General features: G+C 68.9%; 17 protein-coding genes. 9 read left to right on the top strand and 8 right to left on the bottom strand.

The window, feature by feature from the left end; all coding sequences use genetic code 11:
* Positions 1 to 87: 87 nt before the first annotated feature.
* Complete coding sequence (gene dapB, locus Q0P60_RS11445) at positions 88 to 807, bottom strand: 4-hydroxy-tetrahydrodipicolinate reductase (RefSeq protein ID WP_294993042.1); 720 nt, start codon at positions 805 to 807, stop codon at positions 88 to 90.
* Positions 808 to 879: 72 nt separating this feature from the next.
* Between dapB and Q0P60_RS11440 the strand changes: the two genes are divergently transcribed.
* From Q0P60_RS11440 to Q0P60_RS11430, 3 genes are read left to right on the top strand one after another with little or no spacing between them, the layout of a single operon-like run.
* Complete coding sequence (locus Q0P60_RS11440; protein ID WP_294993170.1) at positions 880 to 1,659, top strand: 3-oxoacyl-ACP reductase; 780 nt, start codon at positions 880 to 882, stop codon at positions 1,657 to 1,659.
* A gap of 4 nt (positions 1,660 to 1,663) precedes the next feature.
* Positions 1,664 to 2,059 carry a MerR family transcriptional regulator gene (locus tag Q0P60_RS11435; RefSeq protein ID WP_294993039.1) on the top strand — a complete coding sequence of 132 codons (396 nt, stop codon included), beginning with the start codon at positions 1,664 to 1,666 and terminating at the stop codon, positions 2,057 to 2,059.
* A 55-nt stretch (positions 2,060 to 2,114) separates the two neighbouring features.
* Positions 2,115 to 2,696 (top strand): NAD(P)H-dependent oxidoreductase, encoded by a 582-nt coding sequence (locus tag Q0P60_RS11430; protein ID WP_294993036.1) that lies wholly within the window; start codon positions 2,115 to 2,117, stop codon positions 2,694 to 2,696.
* A gap of 136 nt (positions 2,697 to 2,832) precedes the next feature.
* Here Q0P60_RS11430 and Q0P60_RS11425 read toward each other — a convergent pair whose 3' ends face one another.
* The 3 genes from Q0P60_RS11425 to Q0P60_RS11415 are packed head-to-tail and all read right to left on the bottom strand — an operon-like array spanning position 2,833 to position 5,203.
* The gene (locus Q0P60_RS11425; protein WP_294993033.1) at positions 2,833 to 3,087 is read right to left on the bottom strand and encodes a DUF6587 family protein; all 255 of its coding nucleotides are present in this window, start codon (positions 3,085 to 3,087) and stop codon (positions 2,833 to 2,835) included.
* The gene (gene feoB / locus Q0P60_RS11420; protein WP_294993030.1) at positions 3,087 to 4,952 is read right to left on the bottom strand and encodes a ferrous iron transport protein B; all 1,866 of its coding nucleotides are present in this window, start codon (positions 4,950 to 4,952) and stop codon (positions 3,087 to 3,089) included. Before feoB ends, Q0P60_RS11425 begins: the two co-directional genes overlap by 1 nt.
* Positions 4,949 to 5,203: a FeoA family protein gene (locus Q0P60_RS11415; RefSeq protein WP_005409473.1), complete on the bottom strand. Its 255-nt coding sequence runs from the start codon at positions 5,201 to 5,203 to the stop codon at positions 4,949 to 4,951. Before Q0P60_RS11415 ends, feoB begins: the two co-directional genes overlap by 4 nt.
* Before the next feature lie 119 nt (positions 5,204 to 5,322).
* Between Q0P60_RS11415 and Q0P60_RS11410 the strand changes: the two genes are divergently transcribed.
* The 6 genes from Q0P60_RS11410 (at position 5,323) to Q0P60_RS11385 (ending at position 9,425) form a co-directional block, all read left to right on the top strand.
* Positions 5,323 to 6,111, top strand: coding sequence for an enoyl-CoA hydratase/isomerase family protein (locus Q0P60_RS11410; protein ID WP_294993026.1), 789 nt, complete (start codon positions 5,323 to 5,325; stop codon positions 6,109 to 6,111).
* A 2-nt stretch (positions 6,112 to 6,113) separates the two neighbouring features.
* A complete protein-coding gene (locus tag Q0P60_RS11405) occupies positions 6,114 to 6,515 on the top strand; it encodes a VOC family protein (protein WP_294993023.1) in 402 nt (133 codons plus the stop codon).
* Positions 6,512 to 7,405 carry a hydroxymethylglutaryl-CoA lyase gene (locus tag Q0P60_RS11400; RefSeq protein ID WP_294993020.1) on the top strand — a complete coding sequence of 298 codons (894 nt, stop codon included), beginning with the start codon at positions 6,512 to 6,514 and terminating at the stop codon, positions 7,403 to 7,405. Before Q0P60_RS11405 ends, Q0P60_RS11400 begins: the two co-directional genes overlap by 4 nt.
* Before the next feature lie 99 nt (positions 7,406 to 7,504).
* Positions 7,505 to 8,275, top strand: coding sequence for an SDR family NAD(P)-dependent oxidoreductase (locus Q0P60_RS11395; RefSeq protein ID WP_294993017.1), 771 nt, complete (start codon positions 7,505 to 7,507; stop codon positions 8,273 to 8,275).
* Between the two features lie 48 nt (positions 8,276 to 8,323).
* Positions 8,324 to 8,890, top strand: a complete 567-nt coding sequence (yeiP, locus tag Q0P60_RS11390; RefSeq protein WP_005409468.1) for an elongation factor P-like protein YeiP — start codon at positions 8,324 to 8,326, stop codon at positions 8,888 to 8,890.
* The gene (locus Q0P60_RS11385) at positions 8,880 to 9,425 is read left to right on the top strand and encodes a hypothetical protein (protein ID WP_294993012.1); all 546 of its coding nucleotides are present in this window, start codon (positions 8,880 to 8,882) and stop codon (positions 9,423 to 9,425) included. The genes yeiP and Q0P60_RS11385 overlap by 11 nt, the downstream gene beginning before the upstream one ends.
* Positions 9,426 to 9,510: 85 nt before the next feature.
* On the opposite strand, the gene Q0P60_RS11380 is transcribed toward Q0P60_RS11385, so the two are convergent.
* The 4 genes from Q0P60_RS11380 to Q0P60_RS11365 all read right to left on the bottom strand — a co-directional run bounded on the left by Q0P60_RS11380 (position 9,511) and on the right by Q0P60_RS11365 (position 15,003).
* The gene (locus Q0P60_RS11380) at positions 9,511 to 10,212 is read right to left on the bottom strand and encodes an MliC family protein (protein WP_294993009.1); all 702 of its coding nucleotides are present in this window, start codon (positions 10,210 to 10,212) and stop codon (positions 9,511 to 9,513) included.
* Between the two features lie 83 nt (positions 10,213 to 10,295).
* On the bottom strand, positions 10,296 to 10,688 hold the full coding sequence (locus Q0P60_RS11375) for a nuclear transport factor 2 family protein (RefSeq protein ID WP_294993006.1): 393 nt from the start codon (positions 10,686 to 10,688) through the stop codon (positions 10,296 to 10,298).
* Complete coding sequence (locus tag Q0P60_RS11370; protein WP_294993003.1) at positions 10,669 to 13,818, bottom strand: multidrug efflux RND transporter permease subunit; 3,150 nt, start codon at positions 13,816 to 13,818, stop codon at positions 10,669 to 10,671. Before Q0P60_RS11370 ends, Q0P60_RS11375 begins: the two co-directional genes overlap by 20 nt.
* A gap of 36 nt (positions 13,819 to 13,854) precedes the next feature.
* Positions 13,855 to 15,003 carry an efflux RND transporter periplasmic adaptor subunit gene (locus tag Q0P60_RS11365; RefSeq protein WP_294993000.1) on the bottom strand — a complete coding sequence of 383 codons (1,149 nt, stop codon included), beginning with the start codon at positions 15,001 to 15,003 and terminating at the stop codon, positions 13,855 to 13,857.
* Positions 15,004 to 15,066: the final 63 nt, after the last annotated feature.

Here is a 15,066-nt window from a genome sequence, read left to right as displayed (position 1 = left end):
CTCAGATGGGGTCGGAGCCCTTTCCGCTGGAAAGGGATCCGACCCGAGGAATCACGAGGTTGCCGGCCAGCGGCCGGCACTACCGTTCTACTGCAGGAGGTCGCGGACCCGGTAGCTGGCGGCCGCGCGGCCGTGCAGCTGGCGCGCGGCGAACAACGCGCCACGGGCGAAGATGTCGCGATTGGTGGCCCGGTGCACCAGCTCGATGCGCTCACCCAGCCCGGTGAACTGCACCAGATGCTCGCCAACGATGTCACCGGCACGCAGGCTGGCGTAATGCGGCTCCGCCCCACCCCGCTGCGCGGCGGCGCCCAGGGTCAGGGCGGTCCCCGACGGCGCATCCTTCTTCTGCGTATGGTGCGATTCGACCACGTCGCAGTCCCAGCCAGCCAGCGCCTGCGCGGCGCGCTCGACCAGTTCGTCCAGGACCGCCACGCCCAGGCTGAAGTTCGAGGCCCACACCAGCGGAATCTTCGCGGCCGCCGCGTCCAGTGCCTGGCGCTGCGTGGTGGAAATGCCGGTGGTACCGGAGACCAGCCCCGCGCCACGCTCCACGCACAGCGCCAGCATCGGGTCGAAGCCCTCCGGCAGGCTGAAATCGATCGCCACGTCGAACTCCGGCGCGCCGGGCAGCTCGCTGGCAGCAAAGAACGGCACGCCATCGACCACGCGCTGGGTCGGCGCGCGGCCGGTCACCGCGGCAACGACCTGCAGGGTTTCAGGGGATTCGGCGGCCAGCCGCAGCAGGGCCTGGCCCATGCGCCCGGAAGCGCCGTGGATGAGCAATCGCAGGGGAGTCTGGTTCATGCCCGCAGGCTAGCGGCAGCACGCCCGCTCCGGCAAGCCTCTTCGCTGCTACGCTGCATGCCCTTTCACGCAATGGATGGCCGTTCCCTCATGCAGATCAGCGAACAGCTGGTACTGGTCTCCGGCGCCGGGCGCGGCCTTGGCCAGCATCTTGCCCGCGCGTTCGCCGCGCAGGGTGCGCGGGTCATCATCAACTACCACCGCAGCGAAGCCGCCGCGCGCGCACTCGCCGCAGAGCTGGGCGGCCAGGCGATCGCGCTGCCTGCTGATGTCACCGACCGCGGCCAGGTCGATACCATGCTGCAGCAGGCGCTGGCCCACTTCGGCCAGGGTGTCACCACCGTGGTCAACAATGCGCTTGCGGCATTCTCGTTCAATGGCGATGCCCGCGATGGCGCCGCCGACATCGGCTGGCCCGCGTTCCAGGCACAGTTCGAGGGCAGCGTGCGCGGCGCGCTGAATACCGTGCAGGCCGTCCTGCCCGGCATGCAGGCCCGTCGTTTCGGCCGCGTCATCAACATCGGCACCAACCTGTTCCAGAACCCGGTGGTGCCCTATCACGACTACACCGCGGCCAAGGCTGCACTGCTGGCGCTGACCCGCACCCTGGCCGGCGACCTCGGCCCGCATGGCATCACCGTGAACATGCTGTCCGGCGGCCTGCTGCGCACCACCGATGCCAGCGCCGCCACGCCGGAAGCGGTGTTCGACTACATCGCCGCCAACACGCCGCTGCGCAGCGTCACCACCCCGGCCGAGTTCGCGGACGCTGCATTGTTCTTTGCCAGCCCGTGGTCGCGTGCGGTGACCGGGCAGAACCTGGTGGTGGATGGCGGCCTGGTGCGGGACTGAACCCATGCGCATCTCCGAAGTCAGCCGCCTGACCGGTGCCAGCGCCAAGGCCATCCGCCTGTACGAGGCGCGCGGACTGCTGCCGCCGGTGCCGCGCCTGAACCGCTACCGCGATTACAGCGCGCAGGACGTGGCCTGGGTGCAGCTGATCCGCCAGGCGCTGGGCCTGGGCATCACGCTGACGGCGATCTCGCGCCTGCAGGGACAGGACGGACGGCTCGACTGGACCGCGGTACTGGCCCTGCTGGAGCAGCAGCGCACCCGCATCGCCAGCGAGCGCGTGCGACTGGAACGCGTCGACCAGGCCCTGCAGCAGGTCAGCGATGAACTGCAGCACTGGCTGCGCAGCGGCCAGGGTGACTGCGTGCTGGAGCCGAGCGGCTGCACCACCGGCGTTTGACTCTGCCCCAGGGGCATAGCCCAACCTCGCGCGCTTTCCATTGCCCGAGGTTGCCGTGTCCCGTTCCATCCTGATCCTGCTGGGCCATCCCGACCGCGACAGCCTGTGTGGCGCCCTCGCCCAGCGCTATGCCACCGCCGCCGAGAATGCGGGCCACCGGGTGCGCCTGATCGCCCTGGGTGAGCTTGGCTTCGATCCGGTGCTGCGCCACGGCTACCGCCAGGCCCAGCCGCTGGAGCCCGACCTGCAGGACGCCGCCGACGCCCTGCTGGCCTGCGATCACCTGGTGCTGGTCTTCCCGACCTGGTGGGGTGCGATGCCGGCCCTGCTGAAGGGCTTCTTCGACCGCGTGCTGCTGCCGGGCTTCGCCTTCCGCTACCGCCGCGATTCGGTGTGGTGGGACCGGCTGCTGGCCGGTCGCAGCGCGCGGGTGATCACCACCCTCGATACGCCGCCCTGGTACTACCGCTGGATCTACCGCGACCCGGGCATTGCCCAGCTGCGCGCGCCCCTCCTGGAGTTCTGCGGCATCCGCCCGGTACGGGTCAGCCGCCTGGGTGCGGTACGCAGCAGCACACTCGCCCGCCGCGCCCAGTGGCTGGCCCTGGCCGGGGAACTGGGCGCTCACGCGCAGTAGATCCACGCCAAGCGTGGATGAGGGTGAACGGCAGGAGCGTGCGAACCAAGGTTCACACCCACCAGGATTGGCCGGTTGGCACCCAGCAGGGCTGGCCGGTTTGCACCCGGCAGGACGGGCCCGGCGGACGCCGGCCCTAATGCTGCTTCGGCGGCGTCGGCCCGCAGCTGTCACAGCCACCACAGGCACCGCCGCCGCCACTGGCCGGCGGCGCGATCCTGCGGCCCAGCGCCTGCAGCCAGGCGGCACGACCCGGCTTCAGCAGGGCCAGCGCCAGGGCGCCGCGCAGCCGGCGCACGGTACCCGGGAACTGCTTCTTCAACACCACCCAGGCACTGACCAGCACGGCCAGCGCGATGATCAGGTATTGCAGCAGCAGTCCACGGTCCATCAGCCGCCTCCCAGCGCCTTGGTCACCTGGTAGGTGATCAGCGCAGCCACGTAGGCCGCCGCGAACAGATAGAACGCGGCAAAGCCCATCTGCTTCCACGAGTTGGTCTCGCGCTTGATGGTCGCCAGCGTCGAGATGCACATCGGCGCATAGATGTACCAGACCAGCAGCGACAGCGCGGTGGCCAGCGACCAACCGTCGCTGATCAGCGGGGTCAGCGCCTGGCTGGCGGCATCATCATCGGCCGCCGACAGTGCATAGACCGTGGCCAGCGAGGCCACCGCCACTTCGCGCGCGGCCAGGCCGGGGATCAGCGCGATGCAGATCTGCCAGTTGAAGCCCAGCGGCGCGAAGAACACCGCCATCGCGTGGCCGATCTGGCCGGCATAGCTGTAGTCGATCGCAGGCAGGGTCGCGCCCGCAGGGGCAGCCGGGAAGGACAGCAGCACCCACAGCAGGATGGTCAGCGCCAGGATGATGCCGCCGACGCGCTTGAGGAAGATCATGCCGCGTTCGTACAGGCCCACCGCCAGGTCGCGCACATGCGGCAGGCGATACGACGGCAGCTCCAGCATCAACGGATGCTCGCTCTTGTCACGCCGCCACTTCTTCATGATCCACGACATCGCCAGCGCACTGAGGATGCCCGCCGCGTACAGGCCGAACAGGACCAGGCCCTGCTGGTTGAACACGCCCCACACCGTCTTCTGCGGAATGAAGGCACCGATCAGCAATGCATACACCGGCAGTCGCGCCGAGCAGGTCATCAGCGGCGCGACCAGGATTGTGGCCAGGCGGTCACGCGGGTCCTGGATGCTGCGGGTGGACATGATGCCGGGCACCGCACAGGCGAAGCTGGACAGCAGCGGGATGAACGAACGGCCGGACAGGCCGGCGGCCGCCATCATGCGGTCAAGCAGGAACGCCGCGCGCGGCAGGTAACCGGATTCCTCCAGCACCAGGATGAAGAAGAACAGGATCAGGATCTGCGGCAGGAACACCACCACGCCACCGACGCCGGCGATGATGCCGTCGGTCAGCAGGCTGGCCAGCGGCCCTTCCGGCAGCACGCTGCCGACGAAGGTGCCGAGCCAGGCGAAACCGGCCTCGATCGCGTCCATCAGCGGCGTTGCCCAGGCATACACCGCCTGGAAGATCAGGAACATCACCACGGCCAGGCTGACCAGTCCGAACACCGGGTGCAGCAGCCAGCGGTCCAGTGCATCGTCGATCTTCGCGGTCCGCGCCGGCATCCGCACCGCCACCGACAGGATGTCGCGCACCCTGGCGTGGTAGTCGATACCACCTTCCGGGCCGGGCACCGGCGCATCCAGGTGCGGCACCATCGCGTCCAGCCGCTCGACCAGCGCCCGCGCGCCCTGCTTGCGCACCGCCACGGTCTCCACCACCGGCACGCCCAGCTCGCGCTCCAGCGCGGCCACGTCCACCTGGATGCCACGGCGCTGGGCCGCATCGACCATGTTCAGGGCCACCACCATCGGCTTGCCCAGCTCGCGCAGCTCCAGCGCGAAGCGCAGGTGCAGGCGCAGGTTGGTGGCATCGATCACGCACAGCAGCACGTCCGGCGCGGCCTCGCCCGGGTAGAAGCCCCGGCACAGGTCGCGGGTGATCGCCTCGTCCAGGCTGGCCGGCTGCAGGCTGTAGGCGCCCGGCAGGTCGAGCACGGCGAATTCACGGCCGGACGGCGCGCGCAGGCGGCCTTCCTTGCGCTCGACAGTAACGCCGGTGTAGTTGGCGACCTTCTGCCGGCTGCCGGTCAACTGGTTGAACAGGGCGGTCTTGCCACTGTTCGGGTTACCGACCAGCGCGATGCGCACAGGGGCGGTGGAGGCAGTAGCGGTCATGCACGTCGTTCCTGGCTGGCGGCGTCGACCACGACGCGCTTGGCTTCACTGATCCGCAGCGCGAACCGGGTGAACCCGACCTGCACCAGCAGCGGCTCGCCCCCGACCGGCCCCTTGGCCACCAGGCGCACTTCCTCGCCCTTTACGAACCCCAGCTCGCGCAGGCGACGGGCAATGGCATCGTTGGCATGCAGGTCCTGCACGGACTCGACCACGGCCGAGGTGTGCAGCGGCAGTTCGGACAGCGTCATCTAGCGTAATCTCTGCTGGATGTAAATGGTTCTCGATTCTAACATTCCCGCGTCGCGTCATGGCCCATGACCAATGGCCCGCTATGATCCATACAGGTATGGAGTGACTCTGGAATCCCATGAACGATGCTTTGCAGATCGAGCGCCGCGGCGCCGTCCTCACCCTCTGGCTGAACCGGCCGGAGCTGCACAACGCCTTCGACGCCGGCCTGATTGCCCGCCTGACCGCGGCGCTGGAAGCGGCCGGCCGCGATGAAGCGGTGCGCGCGGTGGTGGTGGCCGGCCACGGCGCCTCCTTCTCGGCCGGTGCCGACATGCAGTGGATGCGTGGCATGGCCGCCGCCAGCGAGGCCGACAACCGCGAGGACTCGCTGGCCCTGGCGCGGCTGATGCGCACCCTGGACGAGCTGCCCAAGCCGACCCTGGCCCGGGTCCATGGCGCCGCCTTCGGCGGGGGCGTTGGCCTGGTCGCCTGCTGCGACATCGCCATCGCCAGCAGCTCGGCCCGCTTCGGCCTGACCGAAAGCCGCCTCGGCCTGCTGCCGGCGGTGATCTCGCCGTACGTGATCGAGGCCATCGGCCCGCGCCAGGCCCGCCGCTGGTTCGCCACCGGCGAGCATTTCGACGCCGACACCGCACTGCGCATCGGCCTGGTCCACCAGCTGGTCGAGCCGGAGCGCCTGGATGAAGCGCTGGAGCGCCAGCTGGCCCTGCTCGACAAGGCCGGCCCGATCGCCTCGTCGTCGGCCAAGCAGCTGGTGCGCCAGGTCCGCGACAGTCATGACCGCGACGCCCTGGATCGCGATAATGCGGCGCTGATCGCGCGCCTGCGGGTCTCCGCCGAGGGCCAGGAGGGCCTGGGCGCCTTCCTCGACAAGCGCGCTCCCCATTGGGTCACGGAAGCCTGAACATGCTCGATCATCTTGGTTTGACCAGCGCCGACCTGGCGCGCAGCAAGGCCTTCTTCCTGCAGGCGCTGGCGCCGTTGCAGATCGGCGTGGTGATGGAAGTCAGCGCCGAACAGACCGGCGCCCACGACCACGTCGGCTTCGGCAGCGAAGGCAAGCCGTTCTTCTGGCTCGGCAATGCCGGCACCGCCAGCCAGGGCGTGCACGTGGCCTTCGCCTGCGCCAGCCGTGCGCAGGTGGATGCGTTCCATGCCGCCGCCCTCGCCGCGGGCGGCCGCGACAACGGCGCTCCGGGCCTGCGCCCGTGGTACCACCCGGATTACTACGGCGCTTTCGTGCTCGACCCGGATGGCAACAACATCGAGGCGGTCTGCCACCGCCCCGGCGGCGGGGAGCCGGCATGAGCGATTACGTCCGCATCGTCGAGGTCGGCCCGCGTGATGGCCTGCAGAACGAAAAGCAGTCCGTCTCCACCGCCGACAAGATCGAACTGATCAACCGCCTGTCGGCCACCGGCCTGCGCAGCATCGAGGCGACCAGCTTCGTCAGCCCGAAGTGGATCCCGCAGCTGGCCGATGCCGCCGAGGTCTATGCCGGCATCCAGCGCCGGCCCGGCATCCACTACCCGGTACTGGTGCCGAACGAGCAGGGTTACGACCGCGCACGCGCCGTGGGCGTGGAGGAAGTGGCGGTGTTCACCGCCGCCTCCGAAGCGTTCAACCGCACCAACACCAACGCCGGCATCGACGAGTCGCTGGCCCGTTTCGAGCCGATCCTGCGTCGTGCCGCCGCCGACGGCGTGCGCGTGCGCGGCTACGTCTCCACCGTGCTGGGCTGCCCCTACCAGGGCGAGGTCGCGCTGGCCGACGTGGTGCGCGTGGCGCGCGCCCTGCACCAGATGGGCTGCTACGAGATCTCGCTGGGCGACACCATCGGCGTCGGTACCCCGCGCAAGGCCCGGGCCATGCTGCAAGCGGTCGCCGCCGAGATTCCGATGGGCGCACTGGCCGTGCACTTCCACGACACCTATGGCCAGGCCATCGCCAACATCGCCACCTGCCTGGAAGAAGGCGTGCGCGTGGTCGACAGCGCGGTGTCGGGCGCCGGCGGCTGCCCGTATGCGAAGGGCGCCAGCGGCAATGTGGCCAGCGAAGACGTGGTCTACCTGCTGCAGGGCCTGGGCCTGGACAGCGGCGTGGACCTGCCGGCGCTGGCCGAAACAGGGCGCTGGCTGGCCGGCCTGCTTGGCCGCGCCACCGCCAGCCGTACCGGCCAGGCACTGGCGGCCGGTTGACCGGCCCGCTGCGCCGCCTGCAACGGCGGCGCAGTGCACAACGGCGACGCTCGCCGCTTCCGTTAGAATCGGCGGTTCTCGAACCTGCAGGACCGTGCAATGCAGCTGTCTTCCGTACGTGCCGTGATCACTGGCGGCGTTTCCGGCCTCGGCCTGGCCGTGGCCCAGCACCTCGTCGCCCAGGGCGGCAAGGTGGCCCTGTTCGACCTCAATGACGACAAGGGCGCTGCCGCTGTCGCCGGGCTGGGTGCCGACAAGGCCCGCTACTTCAACGTCAACGTCAGCGACGAGGCGGCCGTGGCCGCCGCCATCGACCAGGCCCACGATTTCCTCGGCGGCCTGAACGTGGCAATGAACTGCGCCGGCATCCTCGGTGCCGGTCGCGTGCTCGGCAAGGAAGGCCCAATGCCGCTGGCCGGGTTCCAGGGCACGGTGATGGTCAACCTGGTCGGCAGCTTCAACGTCGCCAAGGCCGCCGCCAACCGCATGCAGCACAATGACGCCGGCACCGATGGCGAGCGCGGCGTGATCATCAATACCGCCAGCATCGCCGCCTACGAAGGCCAGATCGGCCAGGCCGCGTATGCCGCCAGCAAGGGCGGCGTGGTATCAATGACGCTGCCGATGGCACGCGAACTGTCGCGCTTCGGCATCCGCGTCAACACCATCGCGCCCGGCGTGTTCTGGACGCCGATGGTCGATGGCATGCCCGAAGCCGTGCAGCAGTCGCTGGCCGCCTCGATCCCGTTCCCGTCGCGCCTGGGCAAGCCGGACGACTTCGCCAGCCTGGTCGGCTTCATCATCGGCAATACCTACCTCAACGGCGAGACCATCCGCCTGGACGGCGCTACCCGCCTCGCTCCGAAGTGATTCCCCCGGGCGCCGGGACGGCGCCCTCCCCCAACGACCTAGATCACCATGAAAGCCAACGACATCAAGAAGGGCAACGTCGTCGAGTACAACAACGGCGTGTACCAGATCCGCGACATCGAGCGCAGCTCGCCGCAGGGTCGCGGCGGCAACGTCCGCTTCCGCTTCATCATGTACAGCGTGCCGGGCGGCAACAAGCTCGATGCCAGCTTCGATGCCGACGACAACCTGGTCGAAGTCGAACTGCTGCGCCGCCAGTCCACCTATTCGTACAAGGATGGCGACGCCTTCGTGTTCCTCGATGACGAGGACTACACCCCCTACACCCTCGACGCCGACGTGATCGGTGACGACGCCGGCTACATCACCGACGGCCTGACCGGCATCTACGTGCAGGTCATCGACGAGCAGCCGGTGGCGATCCAGCTGCCGGCCTCGGTGGTGCTGGAAGTGATCGAGACCCCGCCGGAACTGAAGGGCGGCACCGCCACCAAGCGTCCGAAGCCGGCCAAGCTCAACACCGGTATCGAAATCATGGTGCCGGAGTACATCGTCAACGGCGAACGCGTGCTGGTGAACACCGCCACCGGCGAATTCGCTGGCCGTGCCGACTAAGCGGCTCGCGCTGGTCGCCTGCCTGTCCATGCTTGCGGCGTGTTCGCCGCAGGCAGCGGACAGCACGGCCGATGCCGCATCGAAGATCGCAGCCACCGAACCGGCTGCAGCTCCCGCTCCGGTAGTGGATCCGCCAGCGGCCGTGGAGGCCAGCGCCGGGGCCGAGCCCTCCACCGACCTGGCTTCGGGTGATGAGGCGCTGGACAAGGCACGCGCGGCCGCCGGCTGCCCGGTCCCAGTCGATGTGTATGACATCGACGATGTGCGCATCTACTGTGCGATGCCGGCCGACGTGCAGGCCTTCCTCGCACGAGAGAACACCTGCCAGCACTTCGCCGGCGAAGAGCCCTACGACGACGAGCGTCGCCGCGAACTGGAAGAGGCGGGCGCGAAGTACTGCGAGGGCCGCGAGAAGATCTTCACCGATCTGGTCGCGCGTCATCGTGGTGACTGTGCGATCCGCGACGCGCTGATCGGGATCAACGGCCGCTATGACCTGGTGTTCGAGCTGGACCTGAAGCCCTGCCAGGGCTGATGCCACGATGATGTAGAGCCGAGCCCATGCTCGGCGGCTACCTGTACAGCCGGGCATGAGCCCGCCTGTACAGGCGGCAGGCGGCTTACGGCTGCTTGCCGCCGAAATTGCCGCAGCCGTGGTACTGGCGGGTGCCTACGGTCAACATCGCCTTGGCCTCGAAGGCTTCGCCACTCATGTCATCCTGGCAGGTGGTGCGCTGGAAGCTGAGCTTGACGTCGGTACCATCGGACGCCTTGCCACTCCAGCCATCCGCACCCTCGGTAGGCTTGGCCACGTCGAAGCGACGCTCGCCATAGTCGACTTCCACCTGCAGGCCAGGCGCATCGCCATCCACCACCGCCAGCCAGCCCGGTTCGTTGCCGGTGGCCCGGAACGCGGCCGCGCCGGCACGGCCGTCACCTTCGGTGGCGTCCACTGCATGGCATTCACGATCCGCCTCGCCCTTCAGGCTCAGCAGGCCGTCATCGCTGCCCTTGGTCCAGAAGCTGTTGCCCTTGCCATCGCCGTACTTGGCGCCCGAGGCAGCACGCTCGGAGCTCATCGCGAAGGTACGTTCGCCGATCACCACGGTGGCCGCATCTTCGCCATTGAAGGTGGCGCGCACGCGCAGGTCACCACACTGGTAGGTGGTCTCGCTGCCGGTACCGGCGCCGGTGCTGGCCGCCGCTTCGGGCGTGGCCGGCGGCGCGGCATCATTGCCGCTCGCGGCGGGCGGTTGTGCCGGCTGGCACGCGGCCAGGACCAACCCGAGGGAGGCAGCCAACAGACTGGGAACTACACGCATGGCTCGACTCCTTGTCGACACTGCAGAGATGTTCGACCCTACCACCTGGCGGTGAGCGGGGCCTGAAAGCGGCCTGACCGCGTTCATGCAGCCAGCACTGCCATCGACAGCAGCTGCGCACCGTTGTCACCGGAACTGCAGGTCCAGACCCGCAGCAGGCGCAATGTCAGTTCGCTTTCCCGGCCGTGCCGGTGCACCGCCAGCCGCACATCGCTGGACAACAATGCCAGCCGTCCGCACAGCAGTGTCTCCACCGGACACAGCTGCAGGCTCCTGACCTGCAGGCCGCCGGCCAGCCAGTCGCCCAGCCACGGCAGGTCAAGCAAGCGCCCACCCTGCCCGTCCATCATGAACAAGGCCGGTGATACCAGCGCGGTCAGCGCATCGCGGTCGTCATCCAGCAATGCCTGCCGCAGACGCTGTTCCAGTGCTGCCAGCTGCCGCTCCTGCAGGTCTTCAACGATGTCCCGTTCCATCCACGGATCCTTCCGGCATCGGCCGGCGCTTGCGCAGGCGCTGCGCGATCCACTGCCGCGCGCCCTGCACCACTACATAGAAGACCGGCACGAAGAACACCGCCAGCACGGTCGCACTGACCATGCCGCCGAACACACCGGTTCCGATTGCCTGCTGGGTTTCCTTCGACGCCCCCTGCGCCAGCATCAGCGGCAGCACGCCCAGCGCGAACGCCAGCGAGGTCATCACGATTGGGCGCAGGCGCAGGCGCGCCGCCTCCAGAGCCGCTTCGGCCAGGCCACGGCCCTGCTGCTGCAGCTGGCGTGCGAACTCGACGATCAGGATCGCGTTCTTCGCCGACAGGCCGATCACGGTGATCATGCCGACCTTGAAGAACACGTCATTGGGCATGCCGCGCAACAGCACCGCGGCGACGGCCCCGAGCAGGCCCAACGGCACCACCAGCATCACCGCCAGCGGAATCGACCAGCTCTCGTACAGCGCCGCCAGCACCAGGAAGACCACCAGCATCGACAGCAACAGCAGCCACGGCGCCTGCGCACCCGATTCACGCTCCTGCAGCGACTGGCTGGTCCACTGCAGGGCGAATCCGGCTGGCAGCTGCTGGGCCAGCCGCTCCATCTCGGCCATCGCCTGGCCGGTGGACACGCCGGAGGCGGGCGCGCCGGACAGGTTCAATGCCGGGAAGCCGAGATAGCGCTGCAGCTGCACCGGCGCCTCGGTCCAATGCGGGGCGACCAGTTCGGACAACGCCACCATGCCGCCTTCGCTGTTGCGCACATACAGCTTCAGCACGTCCTCCAGCTCCATCCGGTGCGGCGCATCGGCCTGCAGGATCACCTGCTGCAGGCGGCCCTTGTTCGGGAAGTCGTTGACGTACTGCGAACCCATCGCCGCCGACAGCGTGCTGCTGATGTCGGCAAAGCCCACGCCCATCGCCTCGGCCTTGGCGCGGTCGATGTCGAGGCGCACGCTGGTGCCGGCCGGCAGGCCGTCGGCATGCACTTCCGACAGCCGCGGGCTGGCTTCAGCCAGTTTCAACAGCTGTTGCAGGGCGGCGCGCAACTCGGCCTGGCTCTGCCCGGTACGCGCCTGCAGGGCCAGCGAGAAGCCCGAAGACCGCCCCAGGCTGTCGATCGCCGGTGGCATCACGCTCATCACCTCGCCTTCGGCAACCGCCGCCATCGCCTTCTGCGCCGCCGCAACTTCCGCCGCCGCAGTGGCGCCGGCACGCTCGCCCCAGTCCTTCAGCATGGTGTAGGTCAGCGCCGCGCTCGGGCCGGAACCGGAGAAGCTGTAACCCAGGATCGACTGGTTGGAGCCGATGCCGGGGCGCGATGCCACATGCCGCTCGTAGGCTTCGACCACGGCCAGGGTCCGCTCCGCCGTGGCTTCGGCCGGCAGCTGGATCGAGGTCATGAAATAGCCCTGGTCCTCCTCCGGCAGGAAGGCGCCCGGCAGCCAGTACAGGCCCAGCAGCAAGGCCGCCACCAGCGCGGCGAAGACGCCCATCACCCGCCCGCTCCGCTGCAGCACCGAAGCCACACCCCTCTGGTAGCGCCCGGTCATGTTCTCGAAGCCGCGGTTGAAGGCACCGAACAGGCCGCCACGACCGTGGTGGCCGGCGCTGTTCGGGCGCAGCAGGGTCGCGCACAACGCCGGTGTCAGACTCAACGCCAGCAGCGCCGAGAACAGGATCGACACCGCCATCGCCACGGTGAACTGGCGGTAGATCGCGCCCACCGAGCCACTGGCCAGCGCCATCGGGATGAACACCGCGGTCAGCACCAGGGTGATGCCGATCACCGCGCCGGTCAGCTCGCGCATCGCCTTGAGGGTCGCCTCGCGCGGTGGCAGGCCTTCCTCGGCCATGATCCGCTCCACGCCTTCGACCACCACGATCGCATCGTCGACGATGATGCCGATCGCCAGCACCATGCCGAACATGGTCAGCACGTTGATCGAGAAGCCCAGCGCCAGCATCACCGCGAAGGTGCCCAGCAGCGCGATCGGCGCCACCAGCGCCGGGATCAGCGTATAGCGCCAGTTCTGCAGGAACAGGTACATCACCGCGAACACCAGCAGCATCGCCTCCAGCAGCGTCTGCACCACCTTCTGGATCGAGATCTTCACGAATGGCGCGGTATCGAACGGAATGCTCGACTCCACCCCGCGCGGCAACAGCGGCGCCAGCTCGGCCATGCGCTCGCGCACCGCTGCCGCGGTACGTACCGCATTGGCACCGGGTCGCAGCTGCACGCCGGCGGCAGTCGCCGGATGCCCGTCCTCACGGGTTCCCCAGGCATAGCTCTGCGCGCCCAGTTCAACGCGGGCAACATCCCCCAGCAGCACCCGCGAACCATCGGCGCCGGCCCGCAGCACGATGGCCGCGAACTGTTCCGGCGTGGACAGCTGGCCGTCGGCACTCAACGGCACGGTGATGCGCTGGCCCGGCACGCCCGGCGAATCGCCGATGCGGCCCGGAGAAATCTCCAGGTTCTGCTGCTCGATGGCGGCGGCCACATCGCCGATGGTCAGGCCATAGCCGGTCAACCGGGTCGGGTCCAGCCACACCCGCATCGCCTGCTCGGCGCCGAACAGCTGTACGCGGCCGACGCCATCGATGCGGCGCAGCTCCTCGATGATGTTGCGCCCCATGAAGTCACCCAGCGCCGCCTCGCTGACGCTGGCATCCGGCGAACGCAGGCCGACCAGCATCAGGAAGCCGGAGTCGGCCGCCTCTACGAACAGGCCGTTCTGGCGCACGCTGCGCGGCAGGCGCGGCTCGATCGCCTTGATCCGGTTCTGCACGTCCACCTGCGCCAGTTCCGGATTGGTGCCCGGCTTGAAGGTGGCGGTGATCGAGGCCTCACCGGAGGTGTCCACCGACGATTCGAAATACAGCAGGTGCTTGACGCTGGACAGCTCGCGCTCGATCAGACCGACCACGGCATCATTCAGCGTCTGCGGGCTGGCACCCGGGTAGCTGGCGTAGATGCTGACGCTGGGCGGCGCCACGGCCGGATAGCGCTCGACGGCCAGGCGTGGAATCGCCAGTACGCCGGCCAGGATGATGAAGATCGCCAGCACCCAGGCGAACACCGGGCGATCGATGAAGAAACGTGCCATGTTGGATTTTCCTGGAGGGGCTGGCCGCGGAACGGCTCAGCCCTTGCTGCCGGCCGGCACCGCACCGGCGCCGGCGACCGGCGTCTGCCAGTCGCGCGCATCGACCACCACGCCTTCCTGCAGGCGCTCCTGGCCCTCGACCACCACCTTCTCGCCCGCCTTCAGGCCGTGCCGGACCAGCCACTGCCGGTCGACACTGCCATCCACCTCCAGCGTGCGGATCACCGCCTTGCCATCGCCGCCCACCACCCACGCATAGGCCTGGCCGCCGGCGCTGCGCAGCACCGCCTGCTGGGGCACGGTCAGCGCGCTGGCCGGGGCGCCGCGCGGTACCCGCGCACGCACGTACATGCCGGGCAGCAGCTGGCGGTGCGGATTGTCGACCAGGATGCGGAGGATCACGTCACCGGTACGTGCATCCACGTTGATGCCGGAGAACAGCAGCTGGCCACGCTCGGACAGCGGCTTGCCGGCGGCCCCGATGATGGTCACCGATCGTTCGTCGCCACCGGCCGCGCTGCGCTGCAGGGATTCCAGCTGGGCGGCCGGCTGCCGCACATCGACATAGACCTGGTCGATCTGCTGCACCACCGCCATCGGCTCGGCATCGGCAACACCGACCAGTGCGCCCTCGGTCACCAGGGCCTGATCGATGCGGCCGGCAATCGGCGCACTGACCGTGGCATAGCGCAGGTCGAGCTGGCGCCGGGCCAGGATCGCACGCGCTTCGTTGACTGCGGCACGTGCCTGTTCGTACTCGGCACTGGCATCGTCGCGGTGCTGCTGGCTGACCGCCTGTGCCGCGGCCAGTGCATGCAGCCGCTGCGACTGCACGCGACTGCGGCCCAGCGCCGCTTCACTGCGTTGCAGCGCCGCCAGCGCCGAATCGACGTCGGCACGGAACGCAGCCGGATCGATCTGGAACAGGGCCTGGCCGGCGCTCACTTCCGCGCCCTGGTCGAACAGGCGGCGCTGCACGATGCCACCCACCTGGGCGCGGATCTGCGCGGTACGCACGGCCGCTACGCGACCGGGCAGTTCGTCATCGCGCTGCACCACCTGCGGGCCGACACTGACCACGCTGACGCGCGGTGCGGCTTCGGGCGTGGCTTCGGGGGTGGAGCAGGCCGTCATGGCCAGGGCGAGGGCCGCGATCAACGCGACCGGAGTCCTGAAGGTTCTCATTGCTGTGCACAATGCCGCTCAAGCGGCTGAAAGGTTCTGAAGAACGCAGTGTGCGTGGCGATG

Source organism: uncultured Stenotrophomonas sp. (assembly GCF_945952405.1).
Taxonomy (GTDB): Bacteria; Pseudomonadota; Gammaproteobacteria; order Xanthomonadales; family Xanthomonadaceae; genus Stenotrophomonas.
Note: the sequence above shows the minus strand (reverse complement) of the source record. Positions and strands in the feature narration are given on the sequence as shown.